Source organism: Micromonospora sp. HB375, assembly GCF_017872985.1.
In the GTDB taxonomy this organism is placed as follows: domain Bacteria; phylum Actinomycetota; class Actinomycetes; order Mycobacteriales; family Micromonosporaceae; genus Micromonospora; species Micromonospora chalcea.
The window spans coordinates 6,432,000-6,450,262 of the sequence record NZ_JAGGJO010000001.1 but is presented as its reverse complement, the minus strand read 5'-3'; the positions used below and the strand labels follow the sequence as shown (position 1 = coordinate 6,450,262).

The window sequence follows — 18,263 nt, the reverse complement described above, 5'->3', positions numbered from 1 at the left end:
GTGGCGGTACCTCCGGGGTTCATCGGCCGAGCCGGTTGCGGCGGGACAGCAGCTTCGCCGCCACGGTGAGGACGAGGACGAGGGCGACCAGGGTCAGCGCGGCGGTCCACGCCCGTGCCGGCGAGTACCTCGACGCCTCACCGGCCTGCTGGTAGACGAAGAGGGCCAGCGACGACTGGTTGTTCTCGAACGGGTTGAAGTTGATCGCCGCGCCGCCGCCGGCGACGAGCAGCACCGGCGCGGTCTCACCGGCGGCCCGCGCGATGGCGAGCATGACGCCGGTGACGATGCCGGGCAGCGCGGTCGGCAGCACGACCCGAAGAATGGTCTTCCACTTCGGTACGCCCAGGGCGTACGCGCCCTCGCGCAGCGGCGCGGGCACCAGGCGGAGCATCTCCTCGGTGGAGCGGACCACTGTGGGCAGCATCAGCACGCTCAGCGCCAGCGCGGCGGCGAAGCCGGAGAAACCGGGCCGCCCGTCGTTGAACCACGGCGAGACGATCAGCACCCAGAAGGCCAGCACGAACAGGCCGGTGACGATCGACGGGATGCCGGTCATCACGTCCACGAAGAAGCGGATGGTGAACGCGAACCGGCCCCGGCCGTACTCGACGATGTAGATCGCGCAGAGCACGCCGAGCGGCACCGTGATCAGCGTCGCGATGCCCACCTGCTGCAGCGTGCCGACGATCGCGTGGTACGCGCCGCCGTTGGCGTCCCGCGACCCGATGTTGTTCATCGAGGTACCGAAGAAGTTCGCGTCCAGCCGCTCGGAGCCCTTGCTGACCAGCGTCCAGACCACCGAGGCCAGCGGCAGCACGGCGAGCACGAACGCGGAGTGGATCAGCGCGCTCCAGGTCCGGTCGCGGGCCGACCGGCGGCCCTCCACCGCGTTCGCCGCGACGAACAGACCGGCCAGGTAGAGCAGCGCGCCGACCACCACGACCAGGACCGGGCCGCCGATGCCGGCGCCGTACACGATGCCCGCCGCGAGCAGCAGCGCCGCGACGGCGATGGCCGGAGCGGCGTACGCGGGAAGTCGCCTTGCCCGCAGCGTGGCCGGCTGGGCCGGCGGGCGCGGGCGGCGGGGGGTGAGGGTGGTGGTCATGCGGCCGACTCCGTGAACTCGCGCCGCCGGTAGATGATCGCCCGGGCGGTGATGTTGACGATCAACGTGATCGCGAACAGCACCAGGCCGGAGGCGATGAGCGCGCCCCGGCCGGTGTCGTTCGCCTCGGCGAACCGGTTGGCGATGTTCGCGGCGATCGAGTTGCCGCCGCTGGCCAGGATGTTGAACGAGATGGCGTACGTGGAGCCGAGCGTGAGCGCCAGCGCGATGGTCTCGCCGAGCGCCCGGCCCAGGCCGAGCATCACCGCGGCGATGACGCCCGGACGCCCGTACGGCAGGACGGCGGTGCGGATCATCTCCCAGCGGGTGGCGCCGAGCGCGAGCGCGGCTTCCTCGTTCGCGGTCGGGGTCTGCCGGAACACCTCGCGGGACAGCGAGGTGATGATCGGCAGCACCATGATCGCCAGCACCACGGAGCCGAGCAGGATCGAGTTGCCGTACGGGCCGTCGCCGAAGATGGGGATCCAGCCGAAGTACCTGTTCAGCCAGGCGGACAGGTCGGCGACCGGCTGGGCGAAGTAGTCCCGGCCCCAGAGGCCGAAGACGACGCTCGGCACGGCGGCCAGCAGGTCGATCAGGAAGCCCAGGGCGTTGCCGAGCCGCCGGGGCGCGTAGTGCGACAGGTACAGGGCGATGCCCAGCGCGACCGGCACCGCCATGAGCAGCGCCAGCAGCGAGCTCAGGACGGTGCCGAAGGCGAGCGCGCCGATGCCGAACTGCGGCGGGTTGTCGTTCGGGAACCAGCCCTCGAACGTCCAGAACGACTCGGTGTTCGCCCGCAACGCCGGGACGGCCTTGGCGACCAGGAAGATCGCGATGGCCGCGATGACCACCAGGACCGTGGTGCCGGCGGCCAGGGTCAGGCCGCGGAACGCCCGTTCCGCGCCGAAGGCGCGGGCCCGGGGGAGGGCGCCGCCGCCGCCGAGGCCACCGTCGGGGCGGCCCGGGTTACCGGGGCGCTCGGCCACACGCGCCGAGGCACCGGCGGGTCCCTCGTGGCTCGTGGCCACGGGAGTCCCGCCGGTGCCGGCGTGGGCCGAGCGCTGAGGGGTGTCACCCATCTGCTCGCTCGCTTCGCGTTGAGGAGGTGTCGGTCGGGAGCGTCAGGAGAGGCTCTTGACCGCGGCCTCGACCTTGGTGCGGACGGTCTCGGGCAGCGGGGCGTAGCCGAGCTCGACCAGCTCCTTCTGCCCCTCGGCGCTGGCGGCGTGGCCGAGCAGGCCCTTGACCAGCGGCAGCTTGTCGGCGGCGAGGCCCTTGCTGCAGACGATCTCGTAGGTCGCCAGGACGATCGGGTACGCCCCGGCCTCCTTGGTGTTGTAGTCGATCGACATCTTCAGGTCGTTGCCCTGACCCTCGAACTTGGCGCCGGCGATGGTCTTGCCGGCCGAGTCACCGGTCAGCTCGACGAACTCGCCGTTACCGTTCTTGACCTTCGCCATCTTCAGGTCGGAGTTCTCGGCGTACGACCACTCGACATAGCTGATGGTGCCGTCGGTGCTCTTGACCTTGCTGGCCACGCCGTCGGACTTCGCCGCGCCGACGCCGCCCGGGGCCTTCCAAGCCTTGGAGTTGCCGAGCGTCCAGTCCGCCTCGGCGGTCTTGGAGAGGTACTTGGTGAAGTTGTCGGTGGTGCCCGACTCGTCGGAGCGGTGCACCGCCTGGATCGCGGTCGACGGCAGCTTGGCGTCCGGGTTGTCGGCCTTGATCGCCGGGTCGTCCCACTTGGTCACCTTGCCGGCGAAGATCTTCGCCAGGGTGGCCGGGCTGAACTGGAGGTTGTCCGCGCCGCTGACGTTGTAGACCACGGCGACCGGGCCGATCACCATCGGCAGGTTGAGCGCCTGGCCGCCGACGCACTTGGCGTCGGCCTGCGGCTGCTCCTCCGGCTTGAGGGGGGAGTCCGAACCGGCGAAGTCTGCGGTACCGGCGATGAAGGCCTGGATGCCGGCGCCCGAGCCGCTCGGCTCGTAGTTGATCGTGGTGCCGGCGCACTTCTGCTGGTACGCCTTGATCCACTCGGCCATGGCGTTCTTCTGGGCCGAGGAGCCCTGCGCGTTCAGCGTGCCCGTCGCGCAGTCCACCGCGGCGGTGGAGCCGGAGGCGCCGGCGGGCTCGTTGTTGTCCGAGCCGCAGGCGCTGAGACCGAGAACCGCGGTAAGAGCGAGACAGGCGATGGCGCCGTGCCGCTGGAGCTTCACTTCAGGGGTTTCCCTTCACGTCTTTGGTCAGGTCGCCCGGAGTGCCGGGGGCCGGCGCTGACCGGCTGACACGAAAGGTAGGAGGGCCAGGTGGACGGTTCGCCGGACGCAAGTGAACGCGCGGTGAACACGTTCAGCCGACGAGATGGCCGTACGCTGAGGAAGGGTTGTCCATTTCGTGAACTAGCAGCCTGGTATCGCCTTTATGGCGATTTTCCGGGGCCGCGGAACGCTCAGCCGCGCTGGTAGTTGACGTGCGCGGACCACATGGCGAAGCCCAGCCGCTCGTAGAGCGCGACCGCGGCGGTGTTGCTCTCGTCCACGTAGAGCATCACCCGGTCCAGCCCGCGCTCGTCGCGCAGGTGGGTCAGGCCGGCGGCGGTGAGCACCCGGCCCAGGCCGCCCCGGTGCGCGGACGGGTCGACGCCGAGCACGTAGACCTCGCCGATACGGGCCGAGCCCGGCCGCTCGTGCACCTTGGTCCAGTGGAAGCCGAGCAGCCGCCCGGTCGTGGAGTCGACGGCGAGCAGGAAGCCGGCCGGATCGAACCACGGCTCGGCGATGCGTACGCGCAGGTCGTCGAGCGTCCACTTGCCCTGCTCGGGGTGCTGGGCGAAGGCCGCGTTGTTCACCGCCAGCCACGCCTCGTCGTCCTCGCCGGGGCGGAACGCGCGAAGCGTCACGCCGTCCGGCACCACCGGCTCGGGCAGTTCGGGGGTCAGCGGACGGCGCATCTGCCAGAGCACCCGCGCCCGGGCGAAGCCCAGGTCGACAGCGAGCGCGGCGGCCGACGGGTGGTCGCCGTGGGCCCAGGCGCGCAGCGGACCGGGCGCGGCGTCCACCACGCCCCGGGCCAGCGCCCGGCCGACGCCGCGCCGCCGGTACGCGGGATGCACGACCAGTTCGGCGCCGACGCCCTCGGCCGGGGCGGTGACGTCGAGATGCGCGTACCCGGTGAGTGTGCCGTCGGCGGTGCGGGCGGTGAGGTGCACGGCGGGCGCCTCGGGGTCGCGCAGCCGCAGCAGCACGTGCTCGTCGAGCGGGTCGGCGCCGTCGGTGTCCCCGGCGGCGCGGGCCAGCGCCAGCACCTCCGCGACCTCGGCTGGCGTCAGCCGGTCCGTCCGGTCGGTTGCGGGGCCACTGGTCGGCTCGGGGCTCATCTGAGTCACGGTAGCCGCCGTCCGGGGGCGGTTCGCGCCGGACGAGGGCGGCGGTCGGTGGCGCTCGTCACTGCGGGCCGACGGGCAACGACTCCAGCTCGAACCGCGCCAGTATCTCGGGCAGGAGTTGCTGCAACGCCGCGACCGTGCCGGAACGGTCCCCGCCCGCGTCGTGCATGAGCACGATCGCCCCCGGCCCCATCTGTGTGCGGATCCTCGACTCGATGGTGAGCGCGCCCGGCGCCCTCCAGTCCGACGGGTCCACGCTCCAGTGCAGCGGGGTGAGGCCCAGGTCGGCGCAGGCCGAGATCACCGGGCGCGTCCAGGCCCCGCCCGGCTGCCGGTAGTACGCGATCCGCGCCCCCGGCGCGGCGGCCAGGATCGCGTCGTTCGTGCGCAGGATGTCGGCCCGGATCGTCGCCGGGGACCGCTTGCCCAGGTCGACGTCGTGCTCCCAGGAGTGGTTGCACAGGGTGTGCCCCTCGGCGACTATCGACCGGATCAGATCCGGATGGGCCTCGGCGTTCTCGCCGACGACGCAGAACGTCGCCTTCACGCCGTACTGGGCCAGCAGCGCGAGCACCTGCGGGGTCCAGCGCGGATCGGGGCCGTCGTCGAAGGTCAGCGCGACCCGGGACGAGCCGGTGACGACCAGGCTGCCGTACGGGCCGTCGCCGCCCGGTTCGACCGGGGCGGCGTCCGGCGCGGCGTCGGGGCTCGGCCCGGCGGTGGCCCGGCCGCCGGGAAAGTCCGTGCTGGGCGGCTGGTCGGCGTAGCGCGGTCCGTTGAGCGCGGTGGTGGCGCCGGCGTTCGACGGCGGGTGTTCCGGGACCAGGCTGCGGCCCAGCGCGAACGCCGAGCCGAGCAGGCCCGCGAGCACCACGGTCACGAGCCCGGTGGCGCGCAGCGTCGGGCCCCGCATCAGCGGCACCGGCCGTTCGTCGCCCCCGTGTTCACCGCACGCACCGCCGCCCCCTTTGCCCGGTAAATCCGGCAGTCAGGATATGTCTGACTGATCGGGCAAAAAGGGCGTTCTGCGGAAATGCCCCCTACCGGAGTGGGGCGTGGGCGGTCAGACCGGCAGCGGCGCGGGCTCCGACTCCGGCAGCGAACGCGACGGCGGGACGACGAACTTGTAGCCCACCTGGCGGACCGTGCCGATCATCGACTCGTACTCCGAGCCGAGCTTGGCGCGCAGGCGCCGCACGTGCACGTCGACAGTGCGGGTGCCGCCGAAGTAGTCGTAACCCCAGACCTCCCGCAGCAGCTGGTCCCGGGTGAACACCCGCCCCGGGTGCTGGGCCAGGAACTTCAACAGCTCGAACTCCTTGTACGTGAGGTCGAGCGGGCGGCCCTTCAGCTTGGCGGCGTAGGTGTCCGGGTCGATGTTCAGCTCACCGGCCCGGATCGAGCCGCCGGCGCCGGCGGTCGCGTTGCTCAGCCGGCCGACGGCGAGCCGCAGCCGGGCCTCCACCTCGGCCGGCCCGGCGCCGGCCAGGATCACGTCGTCGACACCCCAGTCCGCGTTGAGCGCGATCAGGCCCGCTTCGGTGACCACCGCGACGAGCGGTACGCCGAGCCCGGTGGCGTGCAGCATCCGGCACGTGGCGCGCGCCTCGCTCAGTTCGGAGCGGGCGTCCACCAGGACGGCGTCCGGCGTGGGGCCGGAGACCAGCGTGCGGACGTCGCGGGGTGCGGTGCGGACCGAGTGCGGCAGCAGGTCGAGTGCCGGCAACACCGCCGACGGCTCACCGGCCCGTGCGGTCACGAGCAGCAGGAGCTCCACGATCACCTCCGTCCCGGCGGCCCTTCGGCCGCGCGCGACCAGCGACACGCCCGGGTGAGGGCGGCGCTGTGAACTTGCGTGGGTCCCGGCGTCGCTGACGGGCGGGTAACGGCCTGAGCGTAACCGATGGACCCGCCGTCACCTCCGGGGTGCTTTCCCGTTTGCCCCTTCTGCCCTTGATCGCGGTGCAGGTTTTAACGTCACCGAAACCGGGACCTCCGCCGAGCCGCCCGGGTCTGGCACGATCGGGGCGTGTTTCCCTCCACCTCGCGCGACACCGGTCGTGAACCGTGGGCCGACGACCCGTCCGCCGGGCCCTCCGGCCCCGCCCGTGGCTACCCGCCCGCCCCGCGTACCGGCCCCGCCGACGAGGAGGGCGACCGGCCGGAGCGGAAGGGACCGCGTCGGCTACGGAAGGGCGGACCCGGCCGGCGGGCCGACGACGAGTCCGACGAGGCGCCCGAGGAGGAGATGCCACCGGTCCCGGTCCGCCGGCCACTGGCGCTCACCGTCGCCGGCTTCGCCGCGCTGCTCGGCGTCGGCCTGGTGCTCGGCGCGCAGACCTCCGGCCCCGGGCACCGGCTGCCGTTCGCGGCCATCATCTTCGGCGTCCAGATGCTCTTCGTGCTCGCCTGGACGATGGCCATGCGACCGCCCGCCCTGCTGGTCGTCGCCCTGGTCAGCGCCGGCACGGCCGTGATCGCCGACGTCGCGGCGGTCCAGTCGGACATCGCCGGCCTGGCCCCGCTCGGCTACGCCGCGGCCGCCGGGCTGCTGCTCGCCGTGCTGGGGCAGCTCGTCCGGCGGGTGGACCGGGTCCGGGTGACCGACTCGCTCGGCGGCACCCTGCTCATCGTGGTGGGCGTGGTCGCCTTCGGCACGCTCGTCGTGCTCAGCCGGATTCCCAAGGGCACCCAGGCGATCACGGTCTGCCTCACCGCCGCCGGGGTGGCGTTGCTGGTGGCGCGGCTCACCGACGCGGTGGCGCCGTGGCCGCGGCTCGCCCCGCAGGTGCCGCGCGGCGCGGCCGGCGTGGTCGCGGGCGCGATGCTCGGCACCCTCACCAGCGCCCTGCTCGGCAGCTACCTGGTCGGTTTCACCCCGACCAGCGCCGCCCTGGTCGGCGTGGTCAGCGCCGCCACCGCCGTCCTGGCCGACCTCGCCGTGGGGTACGCCGAGGCGGGCCGCCTGATGGCCGGTGAACCGCCGACGATGTGGGTGGCCCGGCACATGCAGGGGCCGCTGGGCGGATTCGCGCTGGCCGCGCCGGCCGCGTACGCGATGTGCGTGCTGTTCCTCTGAAACGGTTGGGGAAGATTCGCCTCGGGTAAGTACGGTTGCGCCGCGAGACGCGGTGACGGCGGCGAGGACGGGAGGCGGCGTGGCAGAGGCGTATCCGGCGGAGGGCCGACCGCGGCGACGCGGCCGGAAGGTGCTGATCGGCTTCGTCGTCCTGCTGCTGGTGCTGGTCGGGCTGCTCGTCGTCGCCGACCGGGTCGCCGCCGGGGTCGCCGAGCGGGCGATCGCCGACCAGGTGCGGCAGGAGATCGCCAAGCAGGACGCGCAGTCCGCCGCGCCGCAGGTCGAGGTGGGTGGCTTCCCGTTCCTCACCCAGGTGCTCGACGGCCGGTACGAGCGCATCTCGATCCAGCTCACCGACGTGCGGGGCGCCGTCCAGGGTGACGCCGTGGAGGTGCCGAAGCTGGACGTGGACGCGCGCAACGTGACCGCGTCGCTGGACACGCTGCGCTCCGGCCGGGGCGACGTGGTGGCCGAGAGCGTGGACGGGCGGGGCACCGTCACCTACGAGAGCCTGGCCAAGCTGCTGGACCGTCCCGGGCTGACGCTCGGCGAGCGGAACGGCAAGCTCGCCGTCACCGCCCCGGTGGACATCCTCGGCGTCAAGCTCACCGTCAACGGCACCGCCGACGTCACGGTGGCCGGCGGCAAGGTGGCGCTGCGCTTCAACGACCTCACCGCCGACGGCCTGCCGAACGTGCCGCTGGCCCGGGCCGCGCTCACCCGGTACGCGCAGGGCATCTCGATCGACGTGCCGCTGCCGGAGCTGCCGTTCCAGCTCAACCTGCGCAAGGTGGAGCCGAAGCCGGAGGGCCTGGTGGTCACGGCGGACGCGGCGAACGTGCCCATCAACTCCGCCGGCTGAAAGCCGTACACGGCCGGTCCGGGGAGCGGGCCGGCCGTCCCGGATGCTGGTCGGCCTGGTGGCAGCTGTGGCGTGGGCTGGTAATCTCCCTGCCCATGGGGACCCACCTCACCAAACGGCGCGCGGTCGACCTGTGCCGCGTGGCCACCTGCCTGTGTCGCCCCGTCATCTGACGGCGGGGCTGTCTCCGGCCGCCTGAACGGCGGCCACCCAGGGTCCACGAACCTCTCCCGGTTCCCCTCAACGCCCGGCAGCGGCGCCGTCGCACGTACCCGTGATCCGTTCCTAGCTCTGGGTCCCGCGCGTGGTGCGACAACAATCGACATCGATCTCCGCGCGCAGGCTCACCAACCATCCTCACCAGGGAGTGATCTGATGAGTCGCGACACCGCACTCGTTTCGGCCGAGTGGGCCGAGAAGAACCTCGGCGCCCCGGGCGTCGTCTTCGTCGAGGTCGACGAGGACACCTCGGCCTACGACACCGGGCACATCGCCGGCGCCGTCAAGCTCGACTGGCGCACCGACCTGCAGGACCAGGTCCGCCGGGACTTCGTCAACAAGAGCCAGTTCGAGGCGCTGCTGTCCGACCGGGGCATCGCCAACGACGACACCGTGATCCTGTACGGCGGCAACAACAACTGGTTCGCCGCGTACGCGTACTGGTACTTCAAGCTCTACGGCCACGGCGACGTCAAGCTGCTCGACGGCGGCCGCAAGAAGTGGGAGCTGGACGCCCGTCCGCTCGTCACCGACGTGGTGGAGCGGCCGAAGACGCAGTACGTCGCGCAGGAGCCGGACACCTCGATCCGCGCGTTCCGCGACGAGGTGGTAGCCGCGATCGGCACCAAGAACCTGGTCGACGTGCGCAGCCCCGACGAGTTCGCCGGCCGGCTGCTCGCCCCCGCCCACCTGCCGCAGGAGCAGGCGCAGCGGGCCGGCCACATCCCGACCGCGATCAGCGTGCCGTGGTCCAAGGCGGCGAACGAGGACGGCACGTTCAAGTCCGACGACGAGCTGCGCAAGATCTACGCCGACGCCGGGCTGGACGACAGCAAGGAGACGATCGCGTACTGCCGGATCGGCGAGCGCTCCTCGCACAGCTGGTTCGTGCTCCAGGAGCTGCTCGGGCACCGCAACGTGAAGAACTACGACGGTTCCTGGACCGAGTACGGCTCGCTCGTCGGCGTGCCGGTGGCGCTCGGTGACGAGCCGGGGGAGGCCTGATGACCGCCACCTCCGCCGCCTCGACGGCTGCCGCCGGCTGCGCCGCGCCGGACCAGGCCGCCCCCCTCCCGGCCAGCCTGGACCTGGAGAAGGAAACCGTCATCACCGGCCGTGTGCTGTCCGAGTCCGGCGAGGTCGTGCCGGGCGCGTACGTGCGGCTGCTCGACTCCACCGGTGAGTTCACCGCCGAGGTGGTGACGTCGCCGGCCGGGCAGTTCCGGTTCTTCGCCGCGCCGGGCTCGTGGACGCTGCGGGCGCTGTCCCGCCAGGGCAACGGCGACACCGCCGTGGCCGCGGCTCGCGGGATCAACGAGGTGACCGTCTCGGTCGCCGCCTGACCCACGCTCTGATCGTGGCCCGCCACCCCAGCCGGGTGGCGGGCCACGAGCCGTTCCGGTGACTGTGCGGCTTGCCCGTGGCTGGCAGGCTGGACGGCGGCGCGCCCCGGACGCGCCGGAGGGGGATCAGGTGCCCGACGACGCCGCCGCCCACGCAGTTCGCTATCTGATCGACTTCATCGACGGCAATCGGGGTGAGGAGATCGCCCGCGAACTCCAGCGCACCGCCGGGTCCGGCCGCGCGCGCCCGTTCGACGTCTCGGTCGCCAGCCTCGACACGGACCTGTCGTTCCTCACGAAGCGGGCCACGCTCGTCACCGGCAAGCTGGTCCTCTCCCAGCCCGGCGGCAAGCACTGCTACCTGGCCAACCGGGAGACCTGCAAGAGGTGCGGCAAGGATCCGGATCACTGCGACCCGCGCTGCCGGTACGAGGACATCCGGATCGACCAGCTCTACGCCGAATGCGACGACCTGGACCGCCTCGGCGCGTACCTGCGGGACTGCGCGCCGCTGCTGGAGCTGGGGCAGCTCGTCTACTTCCCGCAGACCTTCCGCCGCACCCACCTGGAGTCGCGCGCGCCGGACTCCCAGTCGACCTCCTCGCCGTTCGACACGATGGGCCGGATCGAGCTGGGCGACAACCCGGACCGCACACTCGACCTGATCGTCAAGGGGCACCGGGTCGTCGACGTGCCGAGCGGGGATCCGGTGAAGGCGCGGCTGGTGACCCCACTGCTCCAGCTCGACCTGCCGATGCTGGAGGGCACCTCGCTCCGGGACTACTGCGCCATCCTGACCCAGGAGAGCGACGCGCTCGCCGCGACCCAGGCGTACCTGCGCGGCCGGATGCTGGACGTCGACACGGATCCGGACAAGGCGCTGGTGCAGCTCGCGAAGCTCGACGCGGAGATCCAGGAGGGGGTGCGGGCGGCTCGCTCCGAGGTCGCCCGGGTGGCCCGGCGCTCGGCGGTGCAGGCCGCGGGCGCCGCGGTGGCGACCGTCGCCGCGACGCTGGTGGCGGTCGAGGGCACCCACCTGGCGCCGGTGCTCGGCATGCTGGGCGCGGGCGGGTTCTTCTCCGCGGTGCTCGCCGCCGACCAGTACGCCGACCGTCGTGGCGAGCTGCGGCAGCGCCCCTTCTACCTGCTGTGGCTGCTGTCCCGCCGGTCCGTCCCGGCCTGACCGGGAGTGCCGAGGCGCGGCCGGGCGCCTCGCCGGCACGTGACACCATTGCCGGGTGACTGCCGTCGAGACGGGCTACGCCCCGCCCAACCCTGGAGATCAGCCGGGCGCCGGCCGGCGTCGGCTGCGCTGGCTGACGGCCGCCACCATGGCGTGGGCCGTGCTGCTGGCCGGGCTGACCTGGTGGTCGGTGCGGACCGACCCGCCGACGGTCAAGGAGCAGCGCTCACTGGACCAGGCCGGTCCGGTGGTGGACCGGGCGATCGGCGAGCTGACCGGCGCGGTCGGCGCCGACGGCGTACCCGCGCTCGTACCGGACCGCCTGGAACGCGGCTGCCGGATCACGCCGATGGACTCCGGCGCGACGCTCGAGCGCGGCGTCGAGGTGGCGATCGGCGGCGACGACGTACGCGAAGTGCTGCGACGCGTGGCCGACCGGCTGCCGCAGGCGTGGCGGGCGGGCGTGTCGACGTTCGACGGCGAGCCGCTGCTGCGCGCCGACGCGGGCGACTTCGTCGCGGTCGAGGGCCGGGCCGACGGCCCGGGCCGGATCCTTCTGACCGCCGCGACCGGCTGCCGGCCGCTGGGTTCCGGCTACCGCGCGCCGACCGCCGACGCCGCTGCCGAAGCCGCCGCGCTGGCGTCGGCGCTGGGCCGGTGGGGCGGCGCGACCGGCGCGGTCCAGGTCCTGACCGCGCCCTGCCCCGGTGGGGGCGCGGCCCGCACCGCCCGGGGTGAGGCCGCCGCGCCGGCGGATCAGCCGCTCGCCGCCGCGTTCGGCGGTGGCGTCGCGCCGGTGGTGGACTCCGCCGACCGGTACGCGCGCCCCGGCGAGCCGGCCGTGCTGGCCGAGCGGGCCGACGAGCGGGTGCGCGTGGCGGTGACCACGCCCTGCCCGGCCTGACTCACCGGCCGGGCAGCCCGAGCGGCGGCGGTGCCGGTTCCTCGTGCGGTTCCCGGCTGCGGCCCAGCGCGTCCACCCGGCCCCAGCGGCCCGGGATGTCGAGCAGTTCCACCCGGCCCATCCCCGGCGGTACGGCCGGGTCGATGATCAGGTGCTCGCCCTGCGGCTCCAGTCCCAGGATCACCCGTAGCAGCAGCAGAGGCGTACCGGCGGACCACGCCTGCGGGCTGCACGCGGTGGGGTACTCCACCGGGTAGTCGGTGAGGCCACGTTCGTAGCCGGCGAACACCTCGGGCAGCCGCCCGTCGAAGAAGTGCGACGCGCTGAGCAGCGCGTCGCAGATCCGGCCGGCCTCCTGCCGGAAGCCGTACCGCCACAGACCCCAGGCGATGATCGAGTTGTCGAACGGCCACACCGTGCCGACGTGGTATCCGACCGGGTTGTACCGGCCCTGGTCGTCGGCGAGCGTGCGTACCCCCCAGCCGGAGAACAGGCGCGGGCCGAGCAGATGGGCGGCGACCGCGGGGGCCCGGGACTCGTCCACGATGCCGCTCCACAGCAGGTGGCCGATGTTCGAGGAGAGCGCGTCCACCTGCCGCCCGCGCGGATCGAGCGCCAGCGCGTAGTACTCCCGGTCGGCGATCCAGAAGTCGCGGTTGAACCGTTCCTTCAGCGCCGCCGCCTCCTGCTCCAGCCGGTCCGCGTACGCCGGGTCCTGCCAGTAGGTGCGGGCCAGGCGGGCGCCGCGCATCTTCGCGTCGTACGCGTACCCCTGCAGCTCGCAGGTGGCCCGGGGGAACTCCGGCATCCGGCCGTCGGCGTAGGAGATGGCTTCCGGTGAGTCCTTCCAGCACTGGTTCGGCAGCCCCGTCTCCGGGTTGCGGGACATGTACCAGACGTAGCCGGTGCCGAGCAGGTCCCCGTACGTGTCGAGCCAGGTCAGCGCCGCCCGGGTCTCGTACTCCAGCTTGCGTACCAGATCGGCGTCCCCGGTCCACCGCTCGTACTCGTCGAGCAGGATCACGAACAGCGCCGTCGTGTCGGCCGCGCCGTAGTACGGCGAGTGCGGCTGTTCCTCGAATCCGGCGCTCTCGCCGTAGCGCAGCTCGTGCAGGATCTTGCCCGGCTCCTCGTCGCGGAAGTCGTCGACCCGGCTGCCCTGAAGACCGGCCAGCATGATGATCGTCGGTTTGACCAGGTCGGGGAGGAACGGCAGCACCTGGAGCGAGGTGAAGATGCTGTCGCGGCCGAACAGCGTCATGAACCAGGGCAGGCCGGCCGCGAGCAGCCGGACGCCGAGCGTGATCGACTCGTACCGGAGCGCGGCCAGGTCGTTGAGGCTGCGCCGGTACGCGCTGGCCAGCGGCTCGCAGTCGCAGCCCAGCTTCGGCGCACGGCTGATCAGGGCGCTCTGCTCGGCCTCGATCTCGGCTGCCGTGCGCTGGCCGCCCAGCGGCAGGATGGCCCGGATGTCCTCACCACGCGCGCCGTAGATGATGGTGCTGACGTGCAGCCGGGTGGTCCACTCGCCGTGCGGGCTGATCCGGACCCGGAAGGTCATCCCGTCCGCGTCGACCTCGACCGGCGCGCTGCTGGTCACCAGCGTCTCGCGGCGGAACGCCTCCCGGCGGTAGGTGAGCCGCAGGCCGTTCGGTTCCACCGTCGGCGTGGTGAGTCCCTTCTTGTCGCGCCGGTTCTTGATCTCCAGGAGGTCGGCGAAGTCGGAGCCGATGTCCAGCCGGAGGTGGAACTCCTGCTCCTGTTCGGAGTGGTTGAGCACGGTCAGTTCCTCGTCGAGGCTGCCGCCGATGGCGCGGCTGCGGATCACCGAGACGTTGGCGTCCAGGTAGTGCGTCGGCTCGCCGGGGACCAGGAAGAACCGCGTCTTGTACGACAGCGAGTCGTCGATCGAGAGCGCGTGCAGACGTTGCCCGTCGATGGTGAGGAACCAGGTGGACAGGAACCGGGTGTCGAAGGAGAACAGCCCGGTGGGGAAGTCGTACGACGGTTCGATGTTGCCGCGATCGTCGCTGACCAGGAACGTGTTGCCGTCGAGGATGCTGACCCGGTCCTTCACACCAGCCGCCGGGCGTGCTCGCGGGCGGCGTCCCGGGGGTCCCGCACGTCGGGCCGTTGCGGCAGGAATCGGCGGAACGCCAGGAACAGCACGACGTGGCCGCTGAACGTGGCCTCGTTGCGCAGCACCGCCGCCATGCCGGCCGCCCGCCCGGTGACGAGCTTCTCGAACAGCTCGGTGGACAGCGTCAGCACGCCGTCCGCCGGCCGTAGCTCCTCCCGGCTCACCTGTGCCGTGCCGGGGGCCAGTGTCACGTACCAGTGCTCGGTGCGGTTGCCGTCGGCCAGGTCGATCTGGAGTGTCCCGCCGATCGGGCTGTTCAGAACGGCTGCGGCACGCGCCGGCAGCGACGCGAAGAACTCCTGGATGGCCTGACTCACATTCGCATGGTAGGCAGCATCCGGACATGCCGGGTCAGGATCGGCGCACTGGGCAGAATGGACAACCCGGGCCGGTTGTCAGTAGACCAGCGCCTGTGCGCCCTCGGTCATCGCTTCCTCGACGAACACGGCTGCGCCCGCGATGCGTACGCCGGGGATGACGTCGCCGGTGCCGATGTCCCGCCGGGCCGCGCACTGGGTGCAGGCGGTCACCCGGCCGGTGGCCAGGACGACGTGCAGCAGCTCGCCCAGTGGCGCGGAATGCGGCAGCTCGAACGACTCGGCCCGGCCGGGGAGCGCGAACCAGGTCGATTCGCCGGTGAGCCAGAGCGACACGTCCACCCCGGCCGCGGCGGCGGTGGCGGCGACTGTGAACGCCTGGGCGCAGCGTTCCGGGGAGTCCGCGCCGGCGGTGGCCTTGACGACGAGAGAGCGCGCCATGCCACCCAGCATAGGATGGTCCGGATGGTTACCGAGATCGGGTTCGTCAGCCTGCTGGTCGCCGGCCTGGGCGCGCTCGCCGGTGGCCTGGCCTATCTCGCGGTCCGCATAGCTAGAGGTAAGTGGTGAATCTGTGAGTGAGAATCCGCTTCAGCCGCCGTGGTTGAACGCGCCGCCGGTCGAGGAGTACCCGTACGAGGAGAGCCACGACCTGCGCGTCGGCCCGAAGCTGCACCCGAGCCTGGACGGCCTGCTGCCGTACATCGGGGTGTGGCGCGGCCGGGGCCGGGGTGGGTTCCCGACGATCGAGGACTTCGACTACGCGCAGGAGATCCGGATCAGCCACGACGGCCGGCCGTTCCTGTTCTACGAGTCGCGGGCCTGGATCCTGGACGAGCAGAGCCGCCCGGTCCGGCCGGCCGGCCGCGAGGTGGGCTGGTGGCGTCCGGTGCTCGACGGTGAGCGGGTCACCGACGAGCTGGAGGCGTTGATGACCACGCCGACCGGCGTGATGGAGCTGCACATCGGCAAGCGCAAGGGCACCCAGATCGAGTTCGCCACCGACGCGGTCGTGCGTACCGCGACGGCGAAGGAGGTCACCGCCGGCGCCCGGCTGTTCGGCATCGTCGAGGGCGCTCTGCTGTACGCGCAGGAGATGGCCGCCGTGGGTCAGCCCTTGAGCCCGCACCTCTCCGCCCGCCTCACCCGGGTGGCCGGCTGACCCGTCCCGCTTCCCCGGTTGATCATGAAGTTGACGGCGTCGGCTGCCCGATTTGTCACCGCCAACTTCATGATCAACGGGGGGAGGGTCGGGGGAAGTTCAGGAGGGCCTGGATGCGGGGGGTCAGGGGGGAACTCGGGCGGGGGGTTCCGTTCAGGGTCGTGACCTCCGTGGGGCCGCGTAGGGAGCTGGTCAGCCAGATCGCCTCGGCGGCGTGCAGGTCGGGCACTGTGGGCAGGTGCTCGGCCGGGGTCAGGCCCAGCTCTCCGGCGCGGCTCAGCAGGTGGTGGGCGGTCACGCCGGGCAGGATTCCGGTCTGCGCCGCCGGCACCGTGCAGAGCGTCCCGCCGCGCAGCCACACCACGTTCGCGGTGGGTCCCTCCAGCACGTAGCCGTCGGTCGAGACCCAGAGCACGTCGTCCACGCCCGTCCGCTGCGCCCAGCGCCGGGCGGCGGTGCTGAGCGCGTACGAGGTCGACTTCACGCCGTTCGGCAGCCACCCCAGCTCGGGGCGGGACCGGGCGGCCACCCCGAGCGGCAGCGTGGCCACCGTCACCCCGGTACGCCGAGCCAGCCGGGCGGCGGCGGGCACCTCGCCCAGCGTGGCGTACACCGTGGCCCGCCCGCCGCCCTCCGGCCCCCGGGTGCAGACCAGCCGCAACGCGCCCTCGGTCTCCGGCGGCCAGCCGGCGCGGACCGCGTCCAGCAGCTCGACGAGCGCGTCGTCCGGGGGCAGCGGCAGGTCGATCGCCGCCGCGCCCGCCCGCAGCCGGGCCAGGTGCGGCTCCAGCAGCCAGGGGACCCCGTCGCGCAGGTGCAGCGTCTCGAACAGGCCGTCGCCGTGCAGCACACCCCGGTCGTCGCCGCGCACCACCGGCTCACCGGCCGGTACGAGCCCCCGGCCGAGCACCGCCACCCGCGTCGCCTCCACGGGCGCAGCGTAGTGGCGTACCCCGGCGGCGGACGGACCGGCGCGGCGGCCGAACTATGATCGAAGGGTGTCCGAATCCTCCCTCGCGGAAATGCTCCGCGCGCGCGGGCTGCGGCTGACGGCGCAGCGGCAGCTGGTGCTCCAGGCCGTCCTCGACCTCGGGCACGCCACCCCGGAGCAGGTACACACGGCGGTCCGCGAGGTGGCGGCCGGCGTCAACATCACCACCATCTACCGCACCCTGGAGCTGCTGGAGCGGCTCGGCCTGGTCACGCACACGCACCTCTCGCACGGCGCGCCCACCTACCACGCGGCCGGCGAGCACCAGCACGTGCACCTGGTGTGCCGGGAGTGCGGGGCGATCGACGAGATCTCACCCGAGATGCTCCGCCCGCTCGCCGACCAGCTGGCCGAGCAGCGCGGATTCCAGGTCGACATCGGGCACGTCGCGCTCTTCGGAGTCTGCGGCCGCTGCACACTGAACGGGGAACACGCATGATCGACATCGCCGGAGCGGTGACCACCGAGAGCATCGACGAGCAGACCAGGGACCAGCCCGAGCCGGCCCACCGGGCGGCCGGTGTCGCGCCGGTGGCGGCGCACTACGGCGACCCGATGCGCGAGCAGCGGCTCCTGGCCACCGGCGTGGGCCTGGTCGACCGGTCGCACCGGGGCGTGGTCGCGGTGCCCGGCGAGGAACGGATCAGCTGGCTGCACACGCTCACCAGCCAGCACCTGGCCGCGCTGGCCCCCTGGCAGGGCACCGAACTGCTGGTGCTCTCCCCGCACGGGCACGTCGAGCAGCACGCGATGGTCGCCGACGACGGCGAGACCACCTGGCTGGACACCGAGCCGGGCATGACCGGCGGCCTGCTGTCGTACCTGGAGAAGATGCGGTTCTTCAGCAAGGTCGACCCGCGCGACGCCACCGCCGAGTTCGCGCTGCTGTCGCTGGTCGGGCCGGAGGCGCCCGGCGCGCTCGACACGCTCGGCGTGACCGGGCTGGCGGCTCCCGACGTAGCGGCGGTGCCGGGTCCGAAGTTCCGTTCCGGCGAGCTGCCCGCGCGGCCCTCCGTGGTGTACGACGTCAAGCCGCTGCCGGTCGGCGGCTGGGCCCGCCGGGTGGCGCTCGGCGTCGACCTGCTGGTGCCCCGCGCCGCCATGGACGGGGTGGTCGCCGAACTGCGCGGCGCCGGGGTGCCGGTCGCCGGGCTGTGGGCGTACGAGGCGGTCCGGGTCGCCGCCAAGCAGGTACGGGCCGGGGTGGACACCGACCACCGCACGATCCCGGCCGAGGTGGACCTGATCGCCCCGGCCGTGCACCTGGACAAGGGTTGCTACCGGGGGCAGGAGACGGTGGCCCGGGTGCACAACCTGGGCAAGCCGCCCCGCCGGCTGGTCCTGCTGCATCTGGACGGCGTGGCGAGCGACCAGCCGCCGGTGGCCGGTACGCCGGTGACGCTCGACGGCCGGACGGTCGGCTTCGTGGGCACCGCCGTGCAGCACTTCGAGCTGGGTCAGGTGGCGCTCGCCGTGCTGAAGCGCAACACGCCCGACGATGCCCGCCTGCTCGTGGGCGAGAGCGCCGCCGCCATCGACGTGTAAGGAAGGGCCCCCTATTAAC

The 18,263-nt window shown here is 72.7% G+C and carries 21 protein-coding genes; 11 read left to right on the top strand and 10 right to left on the bottom strand.

The annotated features are described in order from the left end of the window. Positions 1-19 precede the first annotated feature (19 nt). From pstA to J3R08_RS28700, 6 genes are all read right to left on the bottom strand, one after another. Positions 20-1,108 (bottom strand): phosphate ABC transporter permease PstA, encoded by a 1,089-nt coding sequence (gene pstA, locus J3R08_RS28725; RefSeq protein ID WP_209963451.1) that lies wholly within the window; start codon positions 1,106-1,108, stop codon positions 20-22. Further along, a complete protein-coding gene (gene pstC / locus J3R08_RS28720) occupies positions 1,105-2,190 on the bottom strand; it encodes a phosphate ABC transporter permease subunit PstC (RefSeq protein WP_043328007.1) in 1,086 nt (361 codons plus the stop codon). Before pstC ends, pstA begins: the two co-directional genes overlap by 4 nt. A gap of 42 nt (positions 2,191-2,232) precedes the next feature. After that, complete coding sequence (gene pstS, locus J3R08_RS28715; protein ID WP_043328009.1) at positions 2,233-3,330, bottom strand: phosphate ABC transporter substrate-binding protein PstS; 1,098 nt, start codon at positions 3,328-3,330, stop codon at positions 2,233-2,235. A 233-nt stretch (positions 3,331-3,563) separates the two neighbouring features. Next, positions 3,564-4,490, bottom strand: a complete 927-nt coding sequence (mshD, locus tag J3R08_RS28710; RefSeq protein WP_187694112.1) for a mycothiol synthase — start codon at positions 4,488-4,490, stop codon at positions 3,564-3,566. A 67-nt stretch (positions 4,491-4,557) separates the two neighbouring features. Next, a complete protein-coding gene (locus J3R08_RS28705; protein WP_043330897.1) occupies positions 4,558-5,412 on the bottom strand; it encodes a polysaccharide deacetylase family protein in 855 nt (284 codons plus the stop codon). A gap of 150 nt (positions 5,413-5,562) precedes the next feature. Continuing rightward, on the bottom strand, positions 5,563-6,282 hold the full coding sequence (locus tag J3R08_RS28700; RefSeq protein ID WP_176722767.1) for a response regulator transcription factor: 720 nt from the start codon (positions 6,280-6,282) through the stop codon (positions 5,563-5,565). A gap of 246 nt (positions 6,283-6,528) precedes the next feature. Here J3R08_RS28700 and J3R08_RS28695 point away from each other — a divergent pair, with 246 nt between their 5' ends. From J3R08_RS28695 to J3R08_RS28670, 7 genes are all read left to right on the top strand, one after another. Continuing rightward, positions 6,529-7,578 carry a hypothetical protein gene (locus J3R08_RS28695; protein ID WP_064446713.1) on the top strand — a complete coding sequence of 350 codons (1,050 nt, stop codon included), beginning with the start codon at positions 6,529-6,531 and terminating at the stop codon, positions 7,576-7,578. Positions 7,579-7,657: 79 nt separating this feature from the next. After that, entirely contained in the window at positions 7,658-8,440 is a 783-nt protein-coding gene (locus J3R08_RS28690; RefSeq protein WP_030504460.1) for a DUF2993 domain-containing protein, read from the top strand. A gap of 95 nt (positions 8,441-8,535) precedes the next feature. After that, positions 8,536-8,613, top strand: a complete 78-nt coding sequence (locus tag J3R08_RS32905) for an Ms5788A family Cys-rich leader peptide (protein WP_310503780.1) — start codon at positions 8,536-8,538, stop codon at positions 8,611-8,613. A 202-nt stretch (positions 8,614-8,815) separates the two neighbouring features. Further along, complete coding sequence (locus J3R08_RS28685) at positions 8,816-9,664, top strand: sulfurtransferase (RefSeq protein ID WP_030504459.1); 849 nt, start codon at positions 8,816-8,818, stop codon at positions 9,662-9,664. Then, the gene (locus tag J3R08_RS28680; RefSeq protein ID WP_064446712.1) at positions 9,664-10,002 is read left to right on the top strand and encodes a DUF1416 domain-containing protein; all 339 of its coding nucleotides are present in this window, start codon (positions 9,664-9,666) and stop codon (positions 10,000-10,002) included. The genes J3R08_RS28685 and J3R08_RS28680 overlap by 1 nt, the downstream gene beginning before the upstream one ends. A 58-nt stretch (positions 10,003-10,060) precedes the next feature. Then, complete coding sequence (locus J3R08_RS28675; protein ID WP_307849622.1) at positions 10,061-11,185, top strand: hypothetical protein; 1,125 nt, start codon at positions 10,061-10,063, stop codon at positions 11,183-11,185. A 55-nt stretch (positions 11,186-11,240) separates the two neighbouring features. After that, positions 11,241-12,089 (top strand): hypothetical protein, encoded by an 849-nt coding sequence (locus tag J3R08_RS28670; RefSeq protein ID WP_113973525.1) that lies wholly within the window; start codon positions 11,241-11,243, stop codon positions 12,087-12,089. A 1-nt stretch (position 12,090) separates the two neighbouring features. On the opposite strand, the gene J3R08_RS28665 is transcribed toward J3R08_RS28670, so the two are convergent. From J3R08_RS28665 to J3R08_RS28655, 3 genes are all read right to left on the bottom strand, one after another. Further along, positions 12,091-14,166 (bottom strand): glycogen debranching N-terminal domain-containing protein, encoded by a 2,076-nt coding sequence (locus tag J3R08_RS28665; RefSeq protein WP_043328017.1) that lies wholly within the window; start codon positions 14,164-14,166, stop codon positions 12,091-12,093. Beyond that, entirely contained in the window at positions 14,163-14,546 is a 384-nt protein-coding gene (locus J3R08_RS28660; RefSeq protein ID WP_064446708.1) for an SCP2 sterol-binding domain-containing protein, read from the bottom strand. The genes J3R08_RS28665 and J3R08_RS28660 overlap by 4 nt, the downstream gene beginning before the upstream one ends. A 78-nt stretch (positions 14,547-14,624) precedes the next feature. Continuing rightward, positions 14,625-14,999, bottom strand: a complete 375-nt coding sequence (locus J3R08_RS28655; RefSeq protein ID WP_043328020.1) for a DsrE family protein — start codon at positions 14,997-14,999, stop codon at positions 14,625-14,627. A gap of 12 nt (positions 15,000-15,011) precedes the next feature. Here J3R08_RS28655 and mtfM point away from each other — a divergent pair, with 12 nt between their 5' ends. Together mtfM and J3R08_RS28650 are read left to right on the top strand one after the other, a co-directional pair. Then, positions 15,012-15,116, top strand: a complete 105-nt coding sequence (gene mtfM / locus J3R08_RS32550; RefSeq protein ID WP_043330899.1) for a small membrane protein MtfM — start codon at positions 15,012-15,014, stop codon at positions 15,114-15,116. A gap of 4 nt (positions 15,117-15,120) precedes the next feature. Beyond that, positions 15,121-15,708: an FABP family protein gene (locus J3R08_RS28650; protein WP_030504451.1), complete on the top strand. Its 588-nt coding sequence runs from the start codon at positions 15,121-15,123 to the stop codon at positions 15,706-15,708. A gap of 73 nt (positions 15,709-15,781) precedes the next feature. Here J3R08_RS28650 and J3R08_RS28645 read toward each other — a convergent pair whose 3' ends face one another. Further along, entirely contained in the window at positions 15,782-16,639 is an 858-nt protein-coding gene (locus J3R08_RS28645; protein ID WP_209963450.1) for an aminotransferase class IV, read from the bottom strand. Between the two features lie 91 nt (positions 16,640-16,730). Between J3R08_RS28645 and J3R08_RS28640 the strand changes: the two genes are divergently transcribed. Further along, positions 16,731-17,138 carry a Fur family transcriptional regulator gene (locus tag J3R08_RS28640; RefSeq protein ID WP_083296943.1) on the top strand — a complete coding sequence of 136 codons (408 nt, stop codon included), beginning with the start codon at positions 16,731-16,733 and terminating at the stop codon, positions 17,136-17,138. Then, on the top strand, positions 17,135-18,244 hold the full coding sequence (locus J3R08_RS28635) for a folate-binding protein YgfZ (protein ID WP_209963447.1): 1,110 nt from the start codon (positions 17,135-17,137) through the stop codon (positions 18,242-18,244). The genes J3R08_RS28640 and J3R08_RS28635 overlap by 4 nt, the downstream gene beginning before the upstream one ends. Positions 18,245-18,263: the final 19 nt, after the last annotated feature.

Excerpts from the sequence above, each read along its gene's own strand:
- pstA (WP_209963451.1), bottom strand. The coding sequence starts at position 1,108 with ATGACCACCACCCTCACCCCCCGCCGCCCGCGCCCGCCGGCCCAGCCG.
- pstC (WP_043328007.1), bottom strand. The coding sequence starts at position 2,190 with ATGGGTGACACCCCTCAGCGCTCGGCCCACGCCGGCACCGGCGGGACT.
- mshD (WP_187694112.1), bottom strand. The coding sequence starts at position 4,490 with ATGAGCCCCGAGCCGACCAGTGGCCCCGCAACCGACCGGACGGACCGG.
- J3R08_RS28705 (WP_043330897.1), bottom strand. The coding sequence starts at position 5,412 with ATGCGGGGCCCGACGCTGCGCGCCACCGGGCTCGTGACCGTGGTGCTC.
- J3R08_RS32905 (WP_310503780.1), top strand. The coding sequence starts at position 8,536 with ATGGGGACCCACCTCACCAAACGGCGCGCGGTCGACCTGTGCCGCGTG.
- J3R08_RS28685 (WP_030504459.1), top strand. The coding sequence starts at position 8,816 with ATGAGTCGCGACACCGCACTCGTTTCGGCCGAGTGGGCCGAGAAGAAC.
- J3R08_RS28680 (WP_064446712.1), top strand. The coding sequence starts at position 9,664 with ATGACCGCCACCTCCGCCGCCTCGACGGCTGCCGCCGGCTGCGCCGCG.
- J3R08_RS28655 (WP_043328020.1), bottom strand. The coding sequence starts at position 14,999 with ATGCTGGGTGGCATGGCGCGCTCTCTCGTCGTCAAGGCCACCGCCGGC.
- mtfM (WP_043330899.1), top strand. The coding sequence starts at position 15,012 with ATGGTTACCGAGATCGGGTTCGTCAGCCTGCTGGTCGCCGGCCTGGGC.
- J3R08_RS28640 (WP_083296943.1), top strand. The coding sequence starts at position 16,731 with ATGCTCCGCGCGCGCGGGCTGCGGCTGACGGCGCAGCGGCAGCTGGTG.
- J3R08_RS28635 (WP_209963447.1), top strand. The coding sequence starts at position 17,135 with ATGATCGACATCGCCGGAGCGGTGACCACCGAGAGCATCGACGAGCAG.